This is a genomic window from Nitrospira sp. (assembly GCA_029194665.1).
In the GTDB taxonomy this organism is placed as follows: domain Bacteria; phylum Nitrospirota; class Nitrospiria; order Nitrospirales; family Nitrospiraceae; genus Nitrospira_D.
In genome coordinates this window covers 781,608-798,952 of record JARFXO010000001.1, presented here as the reverse complement: position 1 = coordinate 798,952, position 17,345 = coordinate 781,608, and the positions used below count along the sequence as shown (strand labels likewise).

Here is a 17,345-nt window from a genome sequence, read left to right as displayed (position 1 = left end):
CACTCGTACCGATCTAAGGCCGTCCATTTCATGACCAACCCTAAAACCCTTGGCGGTAATTTTCAAGTGATGATCGAGAGCATTTCAATGGCAATCTCCGCCGGATAGGTGCGGTCCTGAGATGAAAAATGTGCTTGGTGGCGCAAGCCATGAAGCCGCACCTTTTGCGGTCAGGGGAGTCTGCCTCGACGGGGCTGACAGCATAGGCAGCGCTTCAGGTCTTGGAAACCTAGCGTGCTTGGCACGTTCCCTTGCTACCTGCAGTCCAATTCAAATAGGAGCACGCGGGGACGCGACAGGCGTTCAAGTAGAGTGGATGAGACGGTCAAGGGCCTTGAGACTCGAAAGCAGGTTCGAACCAGCTGCAAGATGGTTCCGCCACACCTCACTTGGGCGTAGCGCCCACTCTTCATCGTTGATCGGGATGGAGGCCGGGAAATACGCACTTCCTGGAGTTTACTTCTTCCTTTGCCTCTGCGTCCCGCGCTTCGTCGTTCTTTTCTGGGCCTTTGTCTGACCTTGAAGCAAGTTAGGTTGGCGTCGCTGCTTCTTCGGTGAGAGAGCCTGCGACGGTTGCTGCTCTGCTTTGACGAGGCGCATGAAGGCTGGGTCTCTATACCTTCGTCCTGCTGCAACCTGACGCACGGCTTTCAGAAGCCTGGCCAATGTCAGACTCTTCAACGCAAAGCCGGCTTGTCCGTGAGTGAGATCCTCCAGAAGTCTAACCAGCGAGCAGTGCGCGAGCGACTCCAAAGTATAGAGAACACGGAGGGTGGGCAGTCGACCCAACACTCGTTTTGGGATCGGAAAGCTGTCTGTAATCAGCACATCAGGCTTGCAGCGCCGTAAATCCTGTAGGGCAGCGGCAAGCGTGGTTGCATCCCCCGATACGTTGATGGACGGGTACCTATCGAAGAAGGCTCGCAATCCAAGCCGAGCCACAGGATGTGCGTCGACAAGGTAGAGTCGCAAAGGGCCGGAGGATCGCTTCCGTGCTGCTGGGGTCATGATCCATCTTTCGTCTGGGGTTTGAGCGTCAACATTGGTGGGCAAAGCGTCGCCCAGTGAGCGCTCCCAAGGGTATCGGCCAAAGGTCGGGGAACACCCCCCGAGCGGGGACTTCCTTTGGCAGGTGTTATTGCAGAGCAGGTGAGGGAACCTTTACGAAGACGGTTGGGGGTTTCCAGAGATGCGGAAGAAGTCGACGGATCGTCCAGTCGATGGGCTGGAAGCTACAACAGGTCACTCCATGGAGGAGTGACGACGAATGAGGCGTTGATCGCGTCTATGGGCGAATAGGCCTGTGGGAAATTGCCGGACAATGACCGATGAGTCAGTACGAGTCCACACCGGAACGCATTTGATTTCTCAGGGCAAGTACACTAACTTGTTCCCATGAGGTTCTTGCGGCTCTCACTTCGGTTCGTTCTCCCGTTAGTGATCGTGTTGGGAGTGATCGCCTATGGCGTAATCCCTCTTGTCGACTCGCTTGAATTGAAATGGTTTGTGCGAGATCTCGACATGCGATCGAAACTCATGGTCAATACGATGGAGGTCCCACTTGCAGACCTCTTGGTAACCAATTCAAAGGACAAGATCCTGGCCTATTTTACGCGCATTCTTCAGGACGAACGAATGTACGCCCTGGGATTTTGCGATCTCGACCACCATCTGCTTTATGAGACCCAGGCATACCCGCAGGACGTCACCTGTAAGGCTACACTCGATTTTGCATCCGACTCGTCCACTGTCAGGTCATTCAGCAGCGGACCCCTCCATATCACTTCTGCCTTGATCGAAGCAAACGGGCGCCGGTTGGGCCGTCTTCTACTCATCCACGATATGAGTTTTATCCAACAACGAAGCAGCGATACAAAACGGTACGTCTTCTATCTGTTTGCAGGACTGACAGCCGTCATCTCGCTGGTCACCGTGTTGGTGGCACATTTCATTTGGAAAGGATGGATGACCGGAGTTCGGGCCATGTTGAAAGGAGAAAGGCTGTTGACCCCGCTGGCCCATGAACAGCATGCTCCGGAACTCCGGCCCTTGGCGAAGGACTTGCGCTCGTTGGTGCAGGCTCTAGAATCTGATCGCCGCATGCGCGATGAGAGCCAGATTTCGTGGACCCCGAGCAGCCTCAAGACGATCCTTCACGAGCAGCTCGCGGGCGATCAGGTGTTGATTGTGTCTAACCGACAGCCCTATGCCCACTACTGGCAGGATCGAAACATCGTCCTACAGGTACCGGCGAGCGGGCTTGTTTCGGCGCTCGAACCGGTGATGCGTGCCTGCTCCGGCGTATGGATCGCGCATGGGAACGGTTCTGCCGATCGGGAAGTGGTGGACGGACGAGACCATGTCGCGGTGCCGCCGGCGCATCCCAGCTATGAGATCCGCCGCGTGTGGCTCACTGCGGAAGAGGAGGCCGGATACTATTACGGGTTCGCCAACGAGGGATTGTGGCCGCTCTGTCATATCGCCCATGTCCGGCCTACGTTCCGTTCATCGGATTGGAAACACTATGTGGCCATCAACGAGCGATTTTCTCAGGCCGTCTATGAGGAGGCCACCACCGACAATCCGGTCGTCCTTGTTCAGGACTACCATCTTGCGCTGCTGCCGAAGCTGATTCGAGATAAATTGCCGACCGCGACGATCATCATGTTCTGGCACATTCCATGGCCGAACGCGGAAAGCTTTGGGATCTGTCCCTGGCGCGAAGAAATTCTGGAAGGGCTGCTCGGAAGCAGCATTCTGGGCTTCCACACCAGGGTTCATTGCAACAATTTTATCGATAGTATCGATCGGTTGCTTGAGGCGCGGATCGATCGAAACAGTTCGACGGTCTCTTATGGGGGCAAGTTGACGGCGGTCAACCCCTATCCGATTTCTATCGAGTGGCCGTTGCAATGGCTCCATGAGCAACGGCCGGTCCCGGAATGCCGAGCCAAACTCCGCGAGACCTATGGGATGCCTCCCGATCGTCTTGTCGGTCTCGGGGTGGAACGGCTTGATTATACGAAGGGGATCCTGGAACGGTTCATGGCCGTAGAACGGTTGCTGGAATTGCTGCCGGAATGGATCGGGAAATTTACGTTTGTTCAGATCGCAGCCCCCAGCCGTTCAACGATCGAGCAGTACCACCATTTTACCGGCCAAGTCTCTGCACTGGCCGAGCAGATCAACAAGCGGTTTGGGCGGGACGGCTATGAACCGATCTGCCTGAGGATTCAGCATCATGAGCCGGCACAGGTCCATGAGTGTTACCGTGGCGCGGACCTGTGCGTGGTCAGCAGTCTCCATGACGGCATGAATTTGGTCGCCAAAGAATTCGTCGGTGCTCGGGACGACGAGCAAGGAGTGTTGATTCTGAGTCAATTTACGGGAGCCGCTCGTGAACTGACGGAGGCGCTCGTGATCAATCCCTACGACATCGACCAGTTTGCCGCCGCGCTCCACCTTGGCCTGACGATGCCGAAGCTGGAACAGCGGGCCAGGATGCAGAGTATGCGGGGACTGATTCAGGAGTTCAATGTGTACCGCTGGGCCGGTCGCATGCTCATCGATGCGGCCCGCATGAGACAAAAGGAGCGAGTCATGAAACATGTGCGGCGGCCGAGCTTGCTGAATTGATGGACGGACGATGGACTATTTGTTGACGGAAACAGGAAGAAACGACCTTGAGGCGCTTTTGAAAGTGCGTTCTTTGTTTGCGTTTGATTTCGACGGGACCTTGGCGAAAATCGTCCGAGATCCTCCCGCTGCCAGGATGACGCGTCCCATCCGTGTCCGGCTTGAGGAACTCGCGAAGCGCGCTCCCATCGCCATTATCTCCGGACGCTCCGTGGAGGACTTGCGCTCACGTGTCGGGACCGCCGTTCCCCACTTGATCGGGAATCATGGCTCAGAAGGCCCTCATGCGCGCCGAGAAGACATACAGCAAGTCCGAGAAACCAGTTCCGGATGGCTGCAATTGATCAACGAACGATTTCAGGACGAACTGGCTCGAAGTGGAGTGCTCGTCGAGGAGAAGTTCTACTCGCTCTCATTCCATTATCGAACCGCCGATCGGCGAGATGAGGCGCGGGCGCTCATCTCTCGAATCGTTGCCGAATTGTCTCCTCCACCCCGCATTGTCCTCGGGAAGTGCGTCGTCAATGTGATGCCGCCGACGGCATCACACAAGGGTACGGCCTTGTTGGAGTACATGCGTCGACTTGACTGTAGCGGCGCTCTCTACGTGGGAGATGACGAAACCGATGAAGATGTCTTTGCGCTACGAGATGCCCGCATCGTCACCGTGCGAATCGGCAAGAAGAACGGTTCCTCCGCCCGGTATTTCCTAAAAAGACAGGCAGAAATCGTCGAGGTGCTTCGACTTCTTATCGAGGGCGGTGACAAAAGCATTCACACCTGGAGCGGCTGCCACGAGCTGGGAGTCTCTCAACCTGCTCAGCATTCAGACGAATAGAACCATCCTCATTCCACCAATTGTGATCGTTCCCGCCCAAGGAGCAGATCGTAGGGGGCAAAGTCGTCGCTCAGCACGACGCCGGGGGGCCAGGGCTCGGTTCGACGTGTATTCAACAGCGCGATCGTTTCCATCGGCAGGCGCCGATTCGTCGCCATGTCCGTAATCTTTGCCATGAGACTGTCCGGCGATTCATGCTCGATGAGACGGCCTCCAAAGAAGATCAAATTCTTCGCCGGGGTCATGCCTGTCTTCCACGGCCCCTCGACGGCGAAGGTGGTGAGGACGGGAAAGGCCTGTTTCATGGTTTGGACGACCGCGGCGGCTCGAGCGAGATCACCTTCCTTGCCGGACGACGCCAGATTCACCGCGACGATTCCCTCCTGATTCAGGCGCGTTCGTACCAACGAGTAAAACTCCGTCGTGGTGAGGTGAAAAGGGATCATGTCTCGTGCGAATGCATCGATCCACATGACATCGTACGTGTGGCCCGTCGAGTTGAGAAAGGCTCGACCGTCCTTCACAAAGAGGTGATGATTGGCAGGCGGGCGATAGTCAAAATACTCTTCGGCCATGCGGACGACGACCGGGTCGAATTCCACAACATCAAGCTCCAACGCAGGCCAGTGTCGTGCCAACCACTTCGCCAACGAACCGCCGCCATGACCGAGAATGAGGCCGCGCTTCGGCTCGGACACGAGTGCCAGCGAAGACACCATCATTTGGCTGTAGGGGAGGAAAAGGGAAGTCGGGTCGACTTTCCACATGGTGGCGTGAAACGTACGATCCAACACGAGATACCGGAAGAGATCATCTTCGCGGATACGGACTTGCTGGTATGGACTTTCCTCTTGATAGATGGGGGTCTTCAGTCGTTGGAGTGGGTGGAGGGCTATCGCTCCCAGGAGGGTGCAACAGCCGAGAATGATCAGCAGTACGACCCGACTGGTCGAGGTTCCTTTTGCGAGCCATAAGACCCCAAGCCCGACCTGAATACTGCCCAGCCAGGCCATCACCGATTGGCTTCCGAGCCAGGATAGGAAAAAGAATGCAGTGCCCCAGGTGCCGGCAAGACTGCCGACGGTCGATAAGGCGATCATGCGGCCTGTCTGTCGACCGAGGTGATCCATGTCGGGTACTGCCAGACGCAACATGGCCGGCAAGACGCCGCTGAGCCCGAATGCGGGGGGTGCGAGGAGTACGGTTGCGGCGAGGCAAGGGCCCCAGCGAGGGTCCTGCACCATCTTCTCGATCTCAAACAAAATGGGTTGGTTCGCCCAAGCCACAAGAAACGTCCAACTTCCGGAAAAAAGCAATAGTCCGGCCAGCACTCCTCCGCCGGTATAACGGTCGGAGACCCAACCGCCGAACGCGTAGCCACTGCTCATGGCGGCCAGAATCACGCCTATCAGAGCGCCCCAGACAAACAGCGAACTGCCAAAGACGGGAGCCAATAAACGACTGCCAAGGATTTCCAATGCCATCACGACCGCACCGGTCACGAGGGCGGTCAAAAGCAAAAACCAGCGGGGAATTCGTGGAGGATGAAAGACCATCGATTCGACGAAAGTGCAGAGTCTCGCTCGTTATCGTGTCAGAGAGGGCGTCGGATTGTACTCAACGCATTTTCCGAGAGTCAACGAACGGGCCGCAACGACAAGTAGGCATAGATTCGTTGCCCGCATTCGCACTGGCTGTTATACTTCCGCTGCTTTTGCCAGTTAGGAGGGTCGTTCGATGCACATTAGCGTGATTGGTACTGGGTATGTCGGTTTGGTGACGGGCGCCTGCTTTGCCGAATTCGGCGTCCACGTCACCTGCATGGACAGCGACAGCCGAAGAATCGAAAAGCTTGAGAAGGGCGAGGTCCCGTTTTATGAGCCGGGTCTTGCGGACCTGGTCGCCAAAGGGATCAAAGAAGGCAGGTTGAACTTTACCACTGACATCGCCAAGGCCGTCGAGAAGGCTCTCGTCATCTTTATCGCCGTTGGAACGCCGCCGAGGGGTGACGGCTCGGCCGATCTCTCGTATGTCGAGGAGGTCGGTAAAGGGATTGCGCGTCACATGACCAGTTACAAGGTGATCGTGACCAAGTCCACGGTTCCGGTAGGCACCGGTGCAACACTTCGTGAGGTCATCACGAACGCTCAGACGAATCCCTTTCGGTTCGATATGGTTTCGAATCCGGAGTTTCTCCGAGAAGGGTCGGCGATTGAAGACTTCATGCGGCCGAATCGCGTCGTGATCGGGGCGGACAGCGATCAGGCGGTTGCCATCATGAAAGATCTCTATCGTCCCCTCTATCTGATCGAAACACCGATCGTCGTGACGGATGGTCCGACGGCCGAGCTCATCAAGTACGCGTCCAATGCGTTCTTGGCCACGAAGATTTCGTTTATCAACGAGATCGCCAATCTTTGCGAAAAAGTCGGAGCCAATGTTCAAATGGTGGCCAAGGGCATGGGGCTGGATCATCGCATCGGGGCGAAGTTCCTTCATGCGGGGCCTGGTTTCGGAGGATCGTGTTTTCCCAAGGATCTTGTCGCGCTCATCCAGACCGGCGAGCGCCATGGCTATTCGATGCAAATTGCCTCCGCCGCCTCACGGGTGAACGACAGCCAACGAGGACGGATGATCGACAAGATTCGAGAGGCGTTGGGGGGATTGAAAGGAAAGACGTTGGCGATGCTCGGACTCTCCTTCAAACCGAATACCAACGATCTCAGAGAAGCCCCGGCCTTGTTGATCGGTCGAGCCCTCATAGCAGATGGTGCGGTCATCCGCGCGTACGACCCTGAGGCTCTGGCAGAAGCCTGCCGGATGATGCCTGAACTCCAGCCCTGCCGAGATGCCTACCATGCAGCCGAAGGGGCTGACGCACTGGTGATTATGACCGAGTGGAATGTGCTTCGAAACCTGGATTTTGGAAAGTTGAAGTCGGTCATGCGGGGTCCTGTCTTGCTTGATCTCCGAAACGTCTATGATCCCGAACGCGTCGCGGCTGCCGGCTTCACGCATATCTCCGTGGGACGTACCGCACGGAGTCCCAGGAACAATCCCTGAACGGAGCTAGGTCAGTCGCGGCAGTTCGGGTTTGACCTGTTCCTTGGTTTTCGGCTTGTACCCCATTCGATCGAGCACCTTCATGATGCGGGTCTTCAGCCGATCATCGGCGTCGGTCAACGCCGTTGCCAGCGGCTCGACGGCCGGTTTGCCGATCTTTCGTAGAATCTCGGTGGCGGATTGACGAATTTCGTCTTCTTCGGACACCAATAACGGAATCAGCGAAGGCACGGATGGGCCACCGAGCTTGATCAACGAATCATAGGCCCGTTGCCGCACGTCACCGACTTCATCGGTCAACGCCTCTACCAAGGGATCGACGGCACGCGGATCTTTCAACTCGCCCAAGACCTCCGCTGCGTACTTTCGATTCAGCCAGTGTGAATCTCTCAGGTCAAGCAACATGGCGTCGGCTCTGGCAGCGTTTGGGTCTTTGGGGCGAATCTTAAAGTGCTTCGCGACCCGCTTGCCGTTTTCTTCCACTACTCGAATGGTGGCACCGTCTCCCACCCTGATCCTCTTGAGGTCCTCCAGCGCCTCTTCGTCCACCTCCAACAAGACCGTCTTACCGTCGTAAGCCAAGAGTTCGACCTCGAGCTGTCTGCTCTCGGGGTTGACCGCCACAACGCGCTCTGTCACCAAGTTGAAACCGTCTTTCTTGTCTCCGCCTTTCGGAACGATCTGAATCAGCTTTGGAGCTTCTTCTGCCATGGGCATGTATCCTCTTATCGGGGTAAATTATTGCGGTTCAGGAGTCCAGCCGAGACTGGCCAGCACGGCCTCAACGGTTTCCTGGACCATGGTGTTTTCGTCCTCGCGCAGCCTCAGCAAGGGTTGAATGGCTTCTTTCGCGCCAAGCCGCGCTAGTGATTCGGCGGCGTTGCGTCTGACCAGCCAGTCCTCGTCTTGCAGCGACTCTATCAACGGGGTGACTCCTCGGCGATCGCCGATCTTGCCCAGCGCCTCCGCCGCATGGCGGCGAACCATCCAATTGGAACCCAAGAGTCCATCGATCAGCGCCTCGACCGCCCGCACGTCGCCGATCTTCTTCAAGACTCGGGCTGCGTCCTCGCGCAGGGTGCTGTCCATGAGGGCCTCGATGACCCCCGGCACTGCTTGTGGATCGCCGATCCGCTCGAGCGCCCACAGGGCTGCCGTCCGCACAGCGCCGTCACGATCCTTCATTGCTCTGACTAGGTGATCGACGGCGCGCCTGTCCCGCAACTTGCCGAGCGCCGAGGCCGCCTGTTCCCGGATCGCCCAAGAGTCATCTTGCAGCGCGTCGATCATCGAGTCGACGACGGAGGGGCCTATCCGTACAACCGCACTGGTGGCGGCCTCCCGAATCACCGCATCTTCATCGGTCATCAGGTCGATCAACCGAGGCAGTGCCTCCGGTCCGCTCTGACCGAGGCTCGCGATGGCGTGCTCGCGCAACGCTTCGTTCTCATCGTGCAATGCCCGTATGAGTTGTTCGATTCGCTCGGAAGCGCCCTGTTCAGCCATTCTGAATATCCTCTTTGCCAGCCTGGCTTTCCATGGCCGTGATGGCTTCGAGCTTGTCGGCGATCAAACCGGCATTATAGGCCACCAGGCCGTCACGATCCGTTCGGAGTCGGTCAAAGAGTTCCTTGTGTGGACGCAAGATCCCCACTTCCTTGATCTTGGCCAAGGCCTCCATGGCATACACCCTCAGTGGCCGGATGGGAATGGCGTCTAAATAGAGGCGGGCGGGGCGCGCATCGCCGATCAGCCCAAGGGCTTTGATCGCCAACTCCTTGACTCCAGTATCCTTGTCCTGTTCCAGCCGCTTCATCAATGGTTCTACGGCTCGCACATCGCCTATTTTTCCCAGTAAGTCAGCCGCTGCCTCGCGCACGAGCCAGTCGTCGTCTTCCAAATACTCGATAAGGATTTCCACGCTCGGGCGCCCGATCCCAAGCAGGTCGATGACCGTCGCCATTCGCGCTTCCTCGCGCTCACCGGCTCCTTCGACCTCCCGCAACGCATTGAATGTCTCATCGATTCGTTCACGGATTGCGCTCAGCTTCTTCAATGTCCCGACCGCGATATCTCGCACAGCCGGCTGGCCCATGGCATCGATGAACGCGTCGATGGAACGGGGATCCAACAATTGATCCAGCATCAATGCGGCTGCGACCTGCGCATCCTCGTCTCGATGTTTGAGCATTTCGCAGAGGGGGAGGACGGATGTGGGAATCGCCCCAATCAGGTGGGTCAGAGTCTGCCGTTCCTGGCTTTCCAAAGTTTTCGGCAGTAATGAAACTAATGCCCTGGCCGTGTCCATATCGAGCACACCCGCCATCTGTTCAAGAGCTGCCGCACCTGCTTCCCGGACGACCTCTTCATGATCCTCAAGGAGTCCGACCAGGGCCACACCGGCATGTGGGTCCTTGATTCTTGCCAGCATCGCCGCCGCTTCTTTCTTCAGTTCGGTAGGGCCGGACCGTAAAGCTTCGATGAGCGCCTGCACCGAACGAGGACCGCCGGCCACACAGGCGGCCGTCGCTCGCATACGGCGCCAATCCTCTTCATGGATCAGTTCGGAGACCAGCGTCTCAATCGCTTCTTTCGGCATGACATTCGGTAGCGGAACGGTCTAATCCTGAAACTATGTTTTACCGGCCTGTGATCGCCTGCCGGTTCTCCATCCTGCTGACGCCAAGGTTTCACGGACATGAAACAGGAGATTTTCATCGCGAGGCTCGTGAAGCAGGGGAAGCAGCGATGGGATGACCTTCGCGCCGAATTTAGCCAGCGCCGACGCCGCTTCCGTTCTCGTGAAGGTCTGATTCAGTGCCGAGACGAGCGCGGGGATTGCCCTGTCGTCGCCGATGGCGCCGAGCGCTCGGGCCGCCGCGCCTTGCGTGATCACCTCTTCGCTCCATTGATCTCCACAGCCGGCCACCACCCTCGTCACCGGGGGAGGACTGGCTCCTGTGACGATGTCGATCAGCACAGGAACCGCACGAACATCACCGATGCAGCCAAGCGCTTCAACCGCCAATGTCCGCAATCCGGGCTCCTGCATCGCCGTAAATAGGAATTCAACCGCTTGCGGATCGCCGATCTCGCCAAGCGCTCGCACGGCATCTTCGCGAACCGCCGAATCTCGATCGTTGAATAACACAGACAACAGAGGTTCCACAGCCTGTGTGGCTTGAGCCTTCCCCAACGATTCCACCGCATGGAGCCGAACGAGCCAGTCCTCATGCTGCAGCGCCTTCAAGAGGGATGGAATCGCCGCATCGCCGATGGCGGCCAGCGCAGCGGCCGCTTCCTCACGAACCGCTTTGACCTTGTCTTGAAGCAGAGGAATGAGCGGCTCAACCGAGTCGGCGTTCCGCATCCGCCCCAACGCCTTGGCCGCATGCATCCGAATGATCCAGTCGCTGCTGAGCAGCGACTGGATAAGCGGAGCAAGCACCCGCTCATCAGCAATGGTGGTCAAGATTGCCGAGGCTGATTCCTGAACCGAGAGATCAGGATCCGTGAGGCAGATTCCCACCGTCTCGACGGCCGGCGCTCCGATCGAGCGCAACGCTTCAATTGCCGCGTCCCGTACTGAACGGTCCGGGTCTCGTAATAGTGCCACCAGAGGAGCGACAGCACAGGGGTCTTTGAAGGTACCGAGAAGACCGGCTGCCTCCTGGCGGATAGCCCAATCCTGGTCCTTGAGTGCCGCAATCTGTTCTGCGACCGCATCGATCATATGGTTGTCCGTACAGAATTCAGCGGGTCACCTCAGAAAACTCTTGCGGCATCCTCACACGAGGTCGCCGGACGGGCCAAAGCGTCCGGTTTGACCTAACGGTCGATCGACACGCAGATTGTCGGCCTGGCTCGAGCTGATTTCTATCTGTTCATCAGGAGGCGTCCATCCAAGCTTTTCCAAGGTCTCGAGAGTAATCTGCTTCAAGGCGTCTTTTGCCGTCAGCCGAACAGACGCGTACGAAAGCACACGTTCTTTTTCAGCCTCGACCTCAGAAGCTTTAGGATCATAGAGGAAGGCGATCAGCGGTTCGATGGCCGCGTCACCGATCACTGCCAGCGCCGCCGCCGCTTTTTCCCGCAAGACCCCGTCCTTCAGCAACATAATCAAATCCGGAATCACCAGAGGGTCGCGAAACTGACCGAGGGCAGTGGCAGCGGCTTCTTTGATGAAGGCCTCCTCGCTGACGATGCAACCGGGTGTCGGCGAACCCTCTTGCTTGATGCCCTTGCCCTTCAAGGCGTCCAATACGGCTGGGAGGGCGCGCGAATCGCCGATCATGCCGAGTGAGGCAATGGCATGGCGCTTCACCGCTCCGTCTTTCATGGCTTCTACCAGCGCATCGATCGCCCGGGGATCGCCGATCATGCCTAACGCGATGGTCGCGTCTTCGCGAACGGCTCGATCAGGATCCTTCAAGACGCCGATCAAGGCGTCCACGACCTTTGCGTCTCGTACCCAGGACCTGCCGATTTGATAGTCGGTGGTCATCCCGCCCAACGCGCGAGCCGCGTGACATCGAACCACAAAATCTTTGTCCTTGAGACTTTCGATCAACGGATCGACCGAGGGATGCCCAATGTAGACCAGCGCCGTTCCGGCCGTCTCCCGCACGATTTTAGAAGAATCTCGAAACAGCTTGATCAAGGCCGGAATGGCTTTCGGGTCGGCTATTCTGCCCAAGGCTTCCGCCGCCGCGCTCTTGACGGCCCCGTCCCTGTCGCGACAGGCGACGATCAGCGCGTCGACGGCTCTGGAATCCTTGATTTTGCCGGCCGCCTTGGCGGCATGTTCGCGTACGCGCCAACGCTCGTCCTTTACGGCGGTCACCAGACGATCGAGCACAATCGGGCCCATCCTCGCCGTGGCCTCGACGGCCTGATCGCGAACCTCCATGATGGCATCGTTGAAAAGGCCGATCAGGGCTTCGACAGCCTTCGGCCCGCCGATTTTTGCGAGGCCGCAGCCGGCATGGGTCCGCACGGACCAGAAGTCATCGGTGCAGGCGCCGATCAGCGCGTCCAAGGTGGTCGGATCGGCCATGTCGGCAAGCATCCTTGCCGCCTCCTCACGGGTGGCATCGTCCACATCTTCAAGCGCTTCTAACAGATCTTCGAGTACGTCAGCCATCGTTCGGCTTCTGATCGTAATAGGCATCGCGCTGCCCGCCATGTGGATACGTGCGTTTGCACAACACCACCAGGGTCTGCGTTCCGCGTCCTTCAACACACTGATCTAATGTCTTGGAAAAATCGAGGGTGCCGTTCAGAGTGACCGTAAAGGGAAAATCGAAGGTAAAGCTGATGAATTTGTATTTGCCCGGTTTCAACCGCAGTTCGCGGAGTTCCGACGTTTTGGGTGCGTCGAGGGAGTCAGGATCCGAGCCCCAAATCGACGGCGTCACGCCCGGTACCTGCCACCATGAAGCAGGGACCAACTTGGTCGCATCGATGATGACCGGGTGTTCTGTGAGTCGGGTGGGCGGCGGTTCTCCGGCTAGCCCTGCGTCGGTAGAGCCCATGGTCACCAGGCCTGTCAGCACCAGACTGAAGACCGGGAACCAGTGTCGTATCGCAACATTGTGGCGCATGGATATCAGGGTTTCTTGACGGGCGGCATCGCAGACGTCGCCGCAGCGGTTTTGAAGATTTCTTCCACGACTTTGCTGTCCCACTCCGTGTGGGTGGTGAGTCCTAGGATTCGCATGACGGTGGCCCCGGTATCGATGATGGATACCGGTTGGCGGATGGTCTGTCCCTGCTTAATCCCAACACCGGAGACAATCCACGGAACAATCGGTGAATCGGTCGTTGGAGACTCGGCTCCGGCGTCGGTTCCCTTCCCGCTCAAGGCAGTGACGAGGATGGTTGTGCGGTCCAAGAGCGAGTATTCTTTGAACAGGTCAAGGATAGACTTCATCGCAGTATCGACGGTTCGCAACGCGTCACGATACTCTTTGGAATTCCAACCCTGTGCCACACCGGCCCGACCGGCTTCTGGAAGATGAACAACCAACAAATGAGGCAATGAGAGAATCGCATGCCCATATCCATGTCCGCTGGTTGCCTTGTGAAGATACTGCTGGATGTAGGCGACGAGTTTCTGAGAGCCGCACTCGGGTCGCAATGCTCCGCAGAGTTGATAGTCGGTGTAAGGTTCCGGTTTGGCGAGCTGATACAGGGACTCATCCATATAAAAGATGGCACTGTCGCGGCCTCCACTCAAATCCAGATAGTCGAATAGGCTGGGTGAGCGAGGGTAGCCTCGGCTGAATTCGAAGAAGTTCCAGGTAATCCCATGTTTTTCGACCGGCATCCCGGTCACCAGCGAGGCCATTGTAGGCAAGCGTAGGGCCGGCTTGACCCCACTCGCGGACCAGGTCACCGACCCTTCCTTGATGAGCTTGCCCAGGACCGGCATCGTGCCGCCACTAAGCGACTCCTGGCTCAGCCCCTCCAAGACGAAAAGGATGACAAATTCCGTAGGAGAGCCGGTAGGAATGGTTTCCCTTCCAAGTGTCGTGGCCGCATCAACAGGCGCGTGAAGTCCGGTTTCAAGCAAAAGGGTCAGGAGGCCGACAAGGATCGAGCGAAGAACCCGTGAAGGATGTGTCATAGCGAAGTATCACCCGCAGGTACGCTAAACTTAAGCATGGTACCCTAACATGCAAATTTTCCGGAAGGCAAGGTGGGGGAGGCACCCGGCGATTGCTGGCGGAACCGCCTTCCGGGTGCTATGCTGAAACCGCTGACCGTTTCCCTCCACGCTCAGGGAGAAGAAGAGGTAGGCGATGTCCGGTCGGTTATTCCATCGACTGCCTCTTTGCTTGGTCCTGGCGGCCTATCCATCGTATCGACCCATTGTCCTGTTCCTCGCGCTCGCGGCGTTGATGGTCCCCTCCCTTTCACTCGCTGAAATCAGAGTCGTCAATGCCCAGGGTGAGCATCGCATGGGGAACCGCGACACCCGGGAAGACGCGATCAGACTCGCCACCGAAGTGGCCAAACGGAATGCGCTCGAACAGGTTGCAACGTACTTGGAGAGCGTCACGGTCGTTCATGACATGGATGTGACCAAGGACGAAATCCGGTCCTATACAGCCGGATTGGCGATCGTGCTCAACCAACAGGTCGCCACGACGTTGGATGGCGATGTCGTGGTCGTGAAGGTAGATCTTCTCGCCCAGATGGATACGGACGAGGTGGCGAGGGCAATCGCAGCCCTTCGCGACAACGAAGATGCCCGTGCGCAGCTCACCGCGCTGAAACAAGAGAACGAACAGTTGCAAGAGGACCTCAATGCCGTCAATCAGACTCTGGGGAATGCGGCAACGCCGGAGCAAGTCCAGCAGGCAGCCCAAAAGCGGAAGGAAATTCTCAATCGTGTGCAATCCAACGCGATGGTGTCGCAAGCCTGGACAAATTGGGTGCTCGTTTCGCCGGTTGGCATTCCTCAAGGTCTGCTGAACAGCGCCAGTGGTCTTTCTCCGACCAATCCGTACATCGCAATTGCGCAGCAGACTATCGCGTACAGGCAGCCATCGACTCCTAGGCAGCCCCCTGAGCCAGGCAGCACGAAGCCTCGCATGCCGAGCCATGAGCTTGTTCCACCTCCCGGACTCTCGGGAGTCCCACGGACGTCGAACGAGATCATTCATAGAGCACCTTCGGGACAGTTTCAGAGCGATCATCAGCCCATGATCCAACCAGGACAGGGTCCGGTTCAGCAGCAGTCAGGCCAGTACTATCGTGGAGGGAGGCCGTGAACAAGATCGCCATCGTCGTGGGTCTGTGTCTTATCGAGGGGCTGGTGGTCACCAGCGTGCAGGCGACCGACACGGAAGATGTCAGGACAAGGGCTGAACGATCGTTCGATCAGCTCAAGAACCACCAGGAGGGGAAAAGAGCAGACTCTTCCTCGGTCAGGTATTTAGCTGAAGTCGGTCAGGACTCATATTTTTCAGACCAGTATTGGATCGGTAAGGGCCAAGGCGATTTAACCAAGGGCAAGGTCGTCTGCCAACGTGTGTCGGAGCTGTCGGCTCGGACGGATTTGGCCAAGCAGATCCGCGTCTTGGTCAAGGAACACATGATCGATCGTGTCCGCGAACGATCAGGGCGTGAGACTGAGCAAGATATCGAGTTGACTCGCGAAGAGATCGTTCAGGAATATTTGCAAGATGTAAAGATCGTCGACCACCGGATCGATGAAGAGAATAAGATATGTACTGCCACAGCGGTGATGCCGAAAACTCATATTCAGATGAAGCCTGCCACGGATCAGGACCTCAGCCAGACCGTTGACCATTAACAACTACCCGGTTCTATGCAAGCTCTACCTGATCACGGCCTATCTGACCGATTGTATCAAGAAAGGAACCACGGTCTATGACGCCGATTCGGATCACCTATAATCGCAAAGGCAATGTGCTCTCCGTCCGGTTCAGCACGAAGAAAGAAGTCGTTTCCCGAGAATCCGACGTCGGCAAAAAAGAAGTCGCCTACTCCATTGCAGCTGATGGGTCAGTCATTGGCTTTGAAATTCTGGACTCTCTGAACAAGCGGGAGCGGCGTCCGTTCAAAACGCTGCCGGTGCAGACGCGCACCCTCATGAGCCGCAGCTCCGGACGGAACGGTACAATTGACCATGTTCGATATCCCTGCCATAATGCAGGCAATTACGGCATCATGGAAAAGGATTCGCGATGACACAGCTGACGTTGACCTCCTCCGGCTCGCATCCGCTGAAGCCATTGGTCGAATCGGCGATCCAGAACGAATTGCGGATAGTGGAGGCCGGCATTCAGCGGACCGAGCAACGGCTGCGCGACTTCGAAGCCCGCTACGGAATGTCGACGCAAGAATTTCTGCGGCGCGCCGAAGCCGGCGAGGTGCCGGAGTCCCTCGACTTTGCCGAATGGGAAGGAGAATGGCGCCTGATTGAGCGGCTCCGGGAAAAAGCGGGCACCTTGCAGACGCTCCACATTGCGAATTGAATCCTACTTCCAACGCATCCGCGAGATTCTCGATACCTGTCCATTCATCCAATCCTCCGAACTGACATTCGACCAGCGAAGCAGCCACGAAGGATTTCTTCGCGGGAATCTGTACTTTCGCGACGGGTCCCTCCTCCACCTTCGAGAGTTCATCGACGGCGAGACTTCCGTCGAGCGACTGACGTACGTCTTTCAGTACATGGATCAGACCGGCAAACTGGTGTTTCGCTATGACAATACCCGGCACCAGCGAGATAGGCACCTGCTGACGTACCCTCATCACAAACATGAGGGGGAAGAAAACCGGATTGTCGCCTCCTCCCCCCAAGACCTGGCCGCTGTTCTCAAGCAGATCGAGGGTTTGATTCGGCTTCCCTAACGGGCGCGAGGAGAGGGCAAGGCACCCGCCAGAGCCACGGCGGGTTACCAGCACCCAACATATTCACATGACTCACATCCACCGCCGTCATGCCGAAGAAGGACATGGCCCTCAAGCCACCTCCAGATACTCCATAACCTCCCTCGACAGTATCTTCCCAGGCAGGTCACACCTCCTACTACTATTTTCGTTGCCTAACGCGACAGCGCAGGACTCTGTCATCCGGAGGACAAATTGGGATGACGATGTATAGCTCAAGGAGGATATTGCCCATCGTTGTGCCGGTCCTCGGCTCATGCGATTCTGGCCGTTGACTGTCGGATTGTAAAAACGAGTGGTGCCACGTGGCTCAGCCGGTCGGTCCTTCCCGCAACCGATCCATCCGTGTCTTTGTCTCTTCTACCTTTCGGGACATGGTGGA

General features: G+C 57.4%; 17 protein-coding genes. 8 read left to right on the top strand and 9 right to left on the bottom strand.

Annotated elements, in window-relative coordinates:
- Positions 1-456 precede the first annotated feature (456 nt).
- Positions 457-1,008 carry a response regulator transcription factor gene (locus P0119_03860; protein ID MDF0665194.1) on the bottom strand — a complete coding sequence of 184 codons (552 nt, stop codon included), beginning with the start codon at positions 1,006-1,008 and terminating at the stop codon, positions 457-459.
- Between the two features lie 396 nt (positions 1,009-1,404).
- Here P0119_03860 and P0119_03855 point away from each other — a divergent pair, with 396 nt between their 5' ends.
- Positions 1,405-3,636, top strand: coding sequence for a trehalose-6-phosphate synthase (locus P0119_03855; protein ID MDF0665193.1), 2,232 nt, complete (start codon positions 1,405-1,407; stop codon positions 3,634-3,636).
- A gap of 10 nt (positions 3,637-3,646) precedes the next feature.
- The gene (gene otsB, locus P0119_03850) at positions 3,647-4,474 is read left to right on the top strand and encodes a trehalose-phosphatase (protein ID MDF0665192.1); all 828 of its coding nucleotides are present in this window, start codon (positions 3,647-3,649) and stop codon (positions 4,472-4,474) included.
- Positions 4,475-4,482: 8 nt separating this feature from the next.
- Here the strand turns inward: otsB and P0119_03845 are convergent, their stop codons facing one another.
- Complete coding sequence (locus P0119_03845) at positions 4,483-5,988, bottom strand: fused MFS/spermidine synthase (protein ID MDF0665191.1); 1,506 nt, start codon at positions 5,986-5,988, stop codon at positions 4,483-4,485.
- 223 nt (positions 5,989-6,211) lie between these two features.
- Here P0119_03845 and P0119_03840 point away from each other — a divergent pair, with 223 nt between their 5' ends.
- Positions 6,212-7,537, top strand: a complete 1,326-nt coding sequence (locus P0119_03840; protein MDF0665190.1) for a UDP-glucose/GDP-mannose dehydrogenase family protein — start codon at positions 6,212-6,214, stop codon at positions 7,535-7,537.
- 6 nt (positions 7,538-7,543) lie between these two features.
- Here the strand turns inward: P0119_03840 and P0119_03835 are convergent, their stop codons facing one another.
- From P0119_03835 to P0119_03805, 7 genes are read right to left on the bottom strand one after another with little or no spacing between them, the layout of a single operon-like run.
- Complete coding sequence (locus tag P0119_03835) at positions 7,544-8,248, bottom strand: HEAT repeat domain-containing protein (protein MDF0665189.1); 705 nt, start codon at positions 8,246-8,248, stop codon at positions 7,544-7,546.
- A gap of 27 nt (positions 8,249-8,275) precedes the next feature.
- Positions 8,276-9,043 carry a HEAT repeat domain-containing protein gene (locus P0119_03830; protein MDF0665188.1) on the bottom strand — a complete coding sequence of 256 codons (768 nt, stop codon included), beginning with the start codon at positions 9,041-9,043 and terminating at the stop codon, positions 8,276-8,278.
- Entirely contained in the window at positions 9,036-10,136 is a 1,101-nt protein-coding gene (locus P0119_03825; GenBank protein MDF0665187.1) for a HEAT repeat domain-containing protein, read from the bottom strand. The genes P0119_03830 and P0119_03825 overlap by 8 nt, the downstream gene beginning before the upstream one ends.
- Positions 10,137-10,169: 33 nt before the next feature.
- A complete protein-coding gene (locus tag P0119_03820) occupies positions 10,170-11,270 on the bottom strand; it encodes a HEAT repeat domain-containing protein (GenBank protein ID MDF0665186.1) in 1,101 nt (366 codons plus the stop codon).
- 54 nt (positions 11,271-11,324) lie between these two features.
- Positions 11,325-12,680, bottom strand: coding sequence for a HEAT repeat domain-containing protein (locus tag P0119_03815; protein ID MDF0665185.1), 1,356 nt, complete (start codon positions 12,678-12,680; stop codon positions 11,325-11,327).
- Complete coding sequence (locus tag P0119_03810) at positions 12,673-13,140, bottom strand: hypothetical protein (protein MDF0665184.1); 468 nt, start codon at positions 13,138-13,140, stop codon at positions 12,673-12,675. Before P0119_03810 ends, P0119_03815 begins: the two co-directional genes overlap by 8 nt.
- A gap of 5 nt (positions 13,141-13,145) precedes the next feature.
- On the bottom strand, positions 13,146-14,165 hold the full coding sequence (locus P0119_03805) for an alkaline phosphatase family protein (GenBank protein MDF0665183.1): 1,020 nt from the start codon (positions 14,163-14,165) through the stop codon (positions 13,146-13,148).
- A 175-nt stretch (positions 14,166-14,340) separates the two neighbouring features.
- Here P0119_03805 and P0119_03800 point away from each other — a divergent pair, with 175 nt between their 5' ends.
- From P0119_03800 to P0119_03780, 5 genes are all read left to right on the top strand, one after another.
- A complete protein-coding gene (locus P0119_03800) occupies positions 14,341-15,315 on the top strand; it encodes a hypothetical protein (GenBank protein ID MDF0665182.1) in 975 nt (324 codons plus the stop codon).
- Positions 15,312-15,860 carry a hypothetical protein gene (locus P0119_03795; protein ID MDF0665181.1) on the top strand — a complete coding sequence of 183 codons (549 nt, stop codon included), beginning with the start codon at positions 15,312-15,314 and terminating at the stop codon, positions 15,858-15,860. The genes P0119_03800 and P0119_03795 overlap by 4 nt, the downstream gene beginning before the upstream one ends.
- Before the next feature lie 77 nt (positions 15,861-15,937).
- Entirely contained in the window at positions 15,938-16,258 is a 321-nt protein-coding gene (locus P0119_03790) for a DUF2283 domain-containing protein (GenBank protein ID MDF0665180.1), read from the top strand.
- Positions 16,255-16,545, top strand: a complete 291-nt coding sequence (locus P0119_03785) for a hypothetical protein (GenBank protein ID MDF0665179.1) — start codon at positions 16,255-16,257, stop codon at positions 16,543-16,545. The genes P0119_03790 and P0119_03785 overlap by 4 nt, the downstream gene beginning before the upstream one ends.
- On the top strand, positions 16,535-16,924 hold the full coding sequence (locus P0119_03780; protein MDF0665178.1) for a DUF6516 family protein: 390 nt from the start codon (positions 16,535-16,537) through the stop codon (positions 16,922-16,924). Before P0119_03785 ends, P0119_03780 begins: the two co-directional genes overlap by 11 nt.
- Positions 16,925-17,345 lie beyond the last annotated feature (421 nt).

Coding starts and splice junctions, on each gene's coding strand:
- P0119_03860 (MDF0665194.1), bottom strand. CDS start 1,008: ATGACCCCAGCAGCACGGAAGCGATCCTCCGGCCCTTTGCGACTCTAC.
- otsB (MDF0665192.1), top strand. CDS start 3,647: ATGGACTATTTGTTGACGGAAACAGGAAGAAACGACCTTGAGGCGCTT.
- P0119_03840 (MDF0665190.1), top strand. CDS start 6,212: ATGCACATTAGCGTGATTGGTACTGGGTATGTCGGTTTGGTGACGGGC.
- P0119_03835 (MDF0665189.1), bottom strand. CDS start 8,248: ATGGCAGAAGAAGCTCCAAAGCTGATTCAGATCGTTCCGAAAGGCGGA.
- P0119_03830 (MDF0665188.1), bottom strand. CDS start 9,043: ATGGCTGAACAGGGCGCTTCCGAGCGAATCGAACAACTCATACGGGCA.
- P0119_03825 (MDF0665187.1), bottom strand. CDS start 10,136: ATGCCGAAAGAAGCGATTGAGACGCTGGTCTCCGAACTGATCCATGAA.
- P0119_03820 (MDF0665186.1), bottom strand. CDS start 11,270: ATGATCGATGCGGTCGCAGAACAGATTGCGGCACTCAAGGACCAGGAT.
- P0119_03815 (MDF0665185.1), bottom strand. CDS start 12,680: ATGGCTGACGTACTCGAAGATCTGTTAGAAGCGCTTGAAGATGTGGAC.
- P0119_03810 (MDF0665184.1), bottom strand. CDS start 13,140: ATGCGCCACAATGTTGCGATACGACACTGGTTCCCGGTCTTCAGTCTG.
- P0119_03805 (MDF0665183.1), bottom strand. CDS start 14,165: ATGACACATCCTTCACGGGTTCTTCGCTCGATCCTTGTCGGCCTCCTG.
- P0119_03800 (MDF0665182.1), top strand. CDS start 14,341: ATGTCCGGTCGGTTATTCCATCGACTGCCTCTTTGCTTGGTCCTGGCG.
- P0119_03790 (MDF0665180.1), top strand. CDS start 15,938: ATGACGCCGATTCGGATCACCTATAATCGCAAAGGCAATGTGCTCTCC.
- P0119_03785 (MDF0665179.1), top strand. CDS start 16,255: ATGACACAGCTGACGTTGACCTCCTCCGGCTCGCATCCGCTGAAGCCA.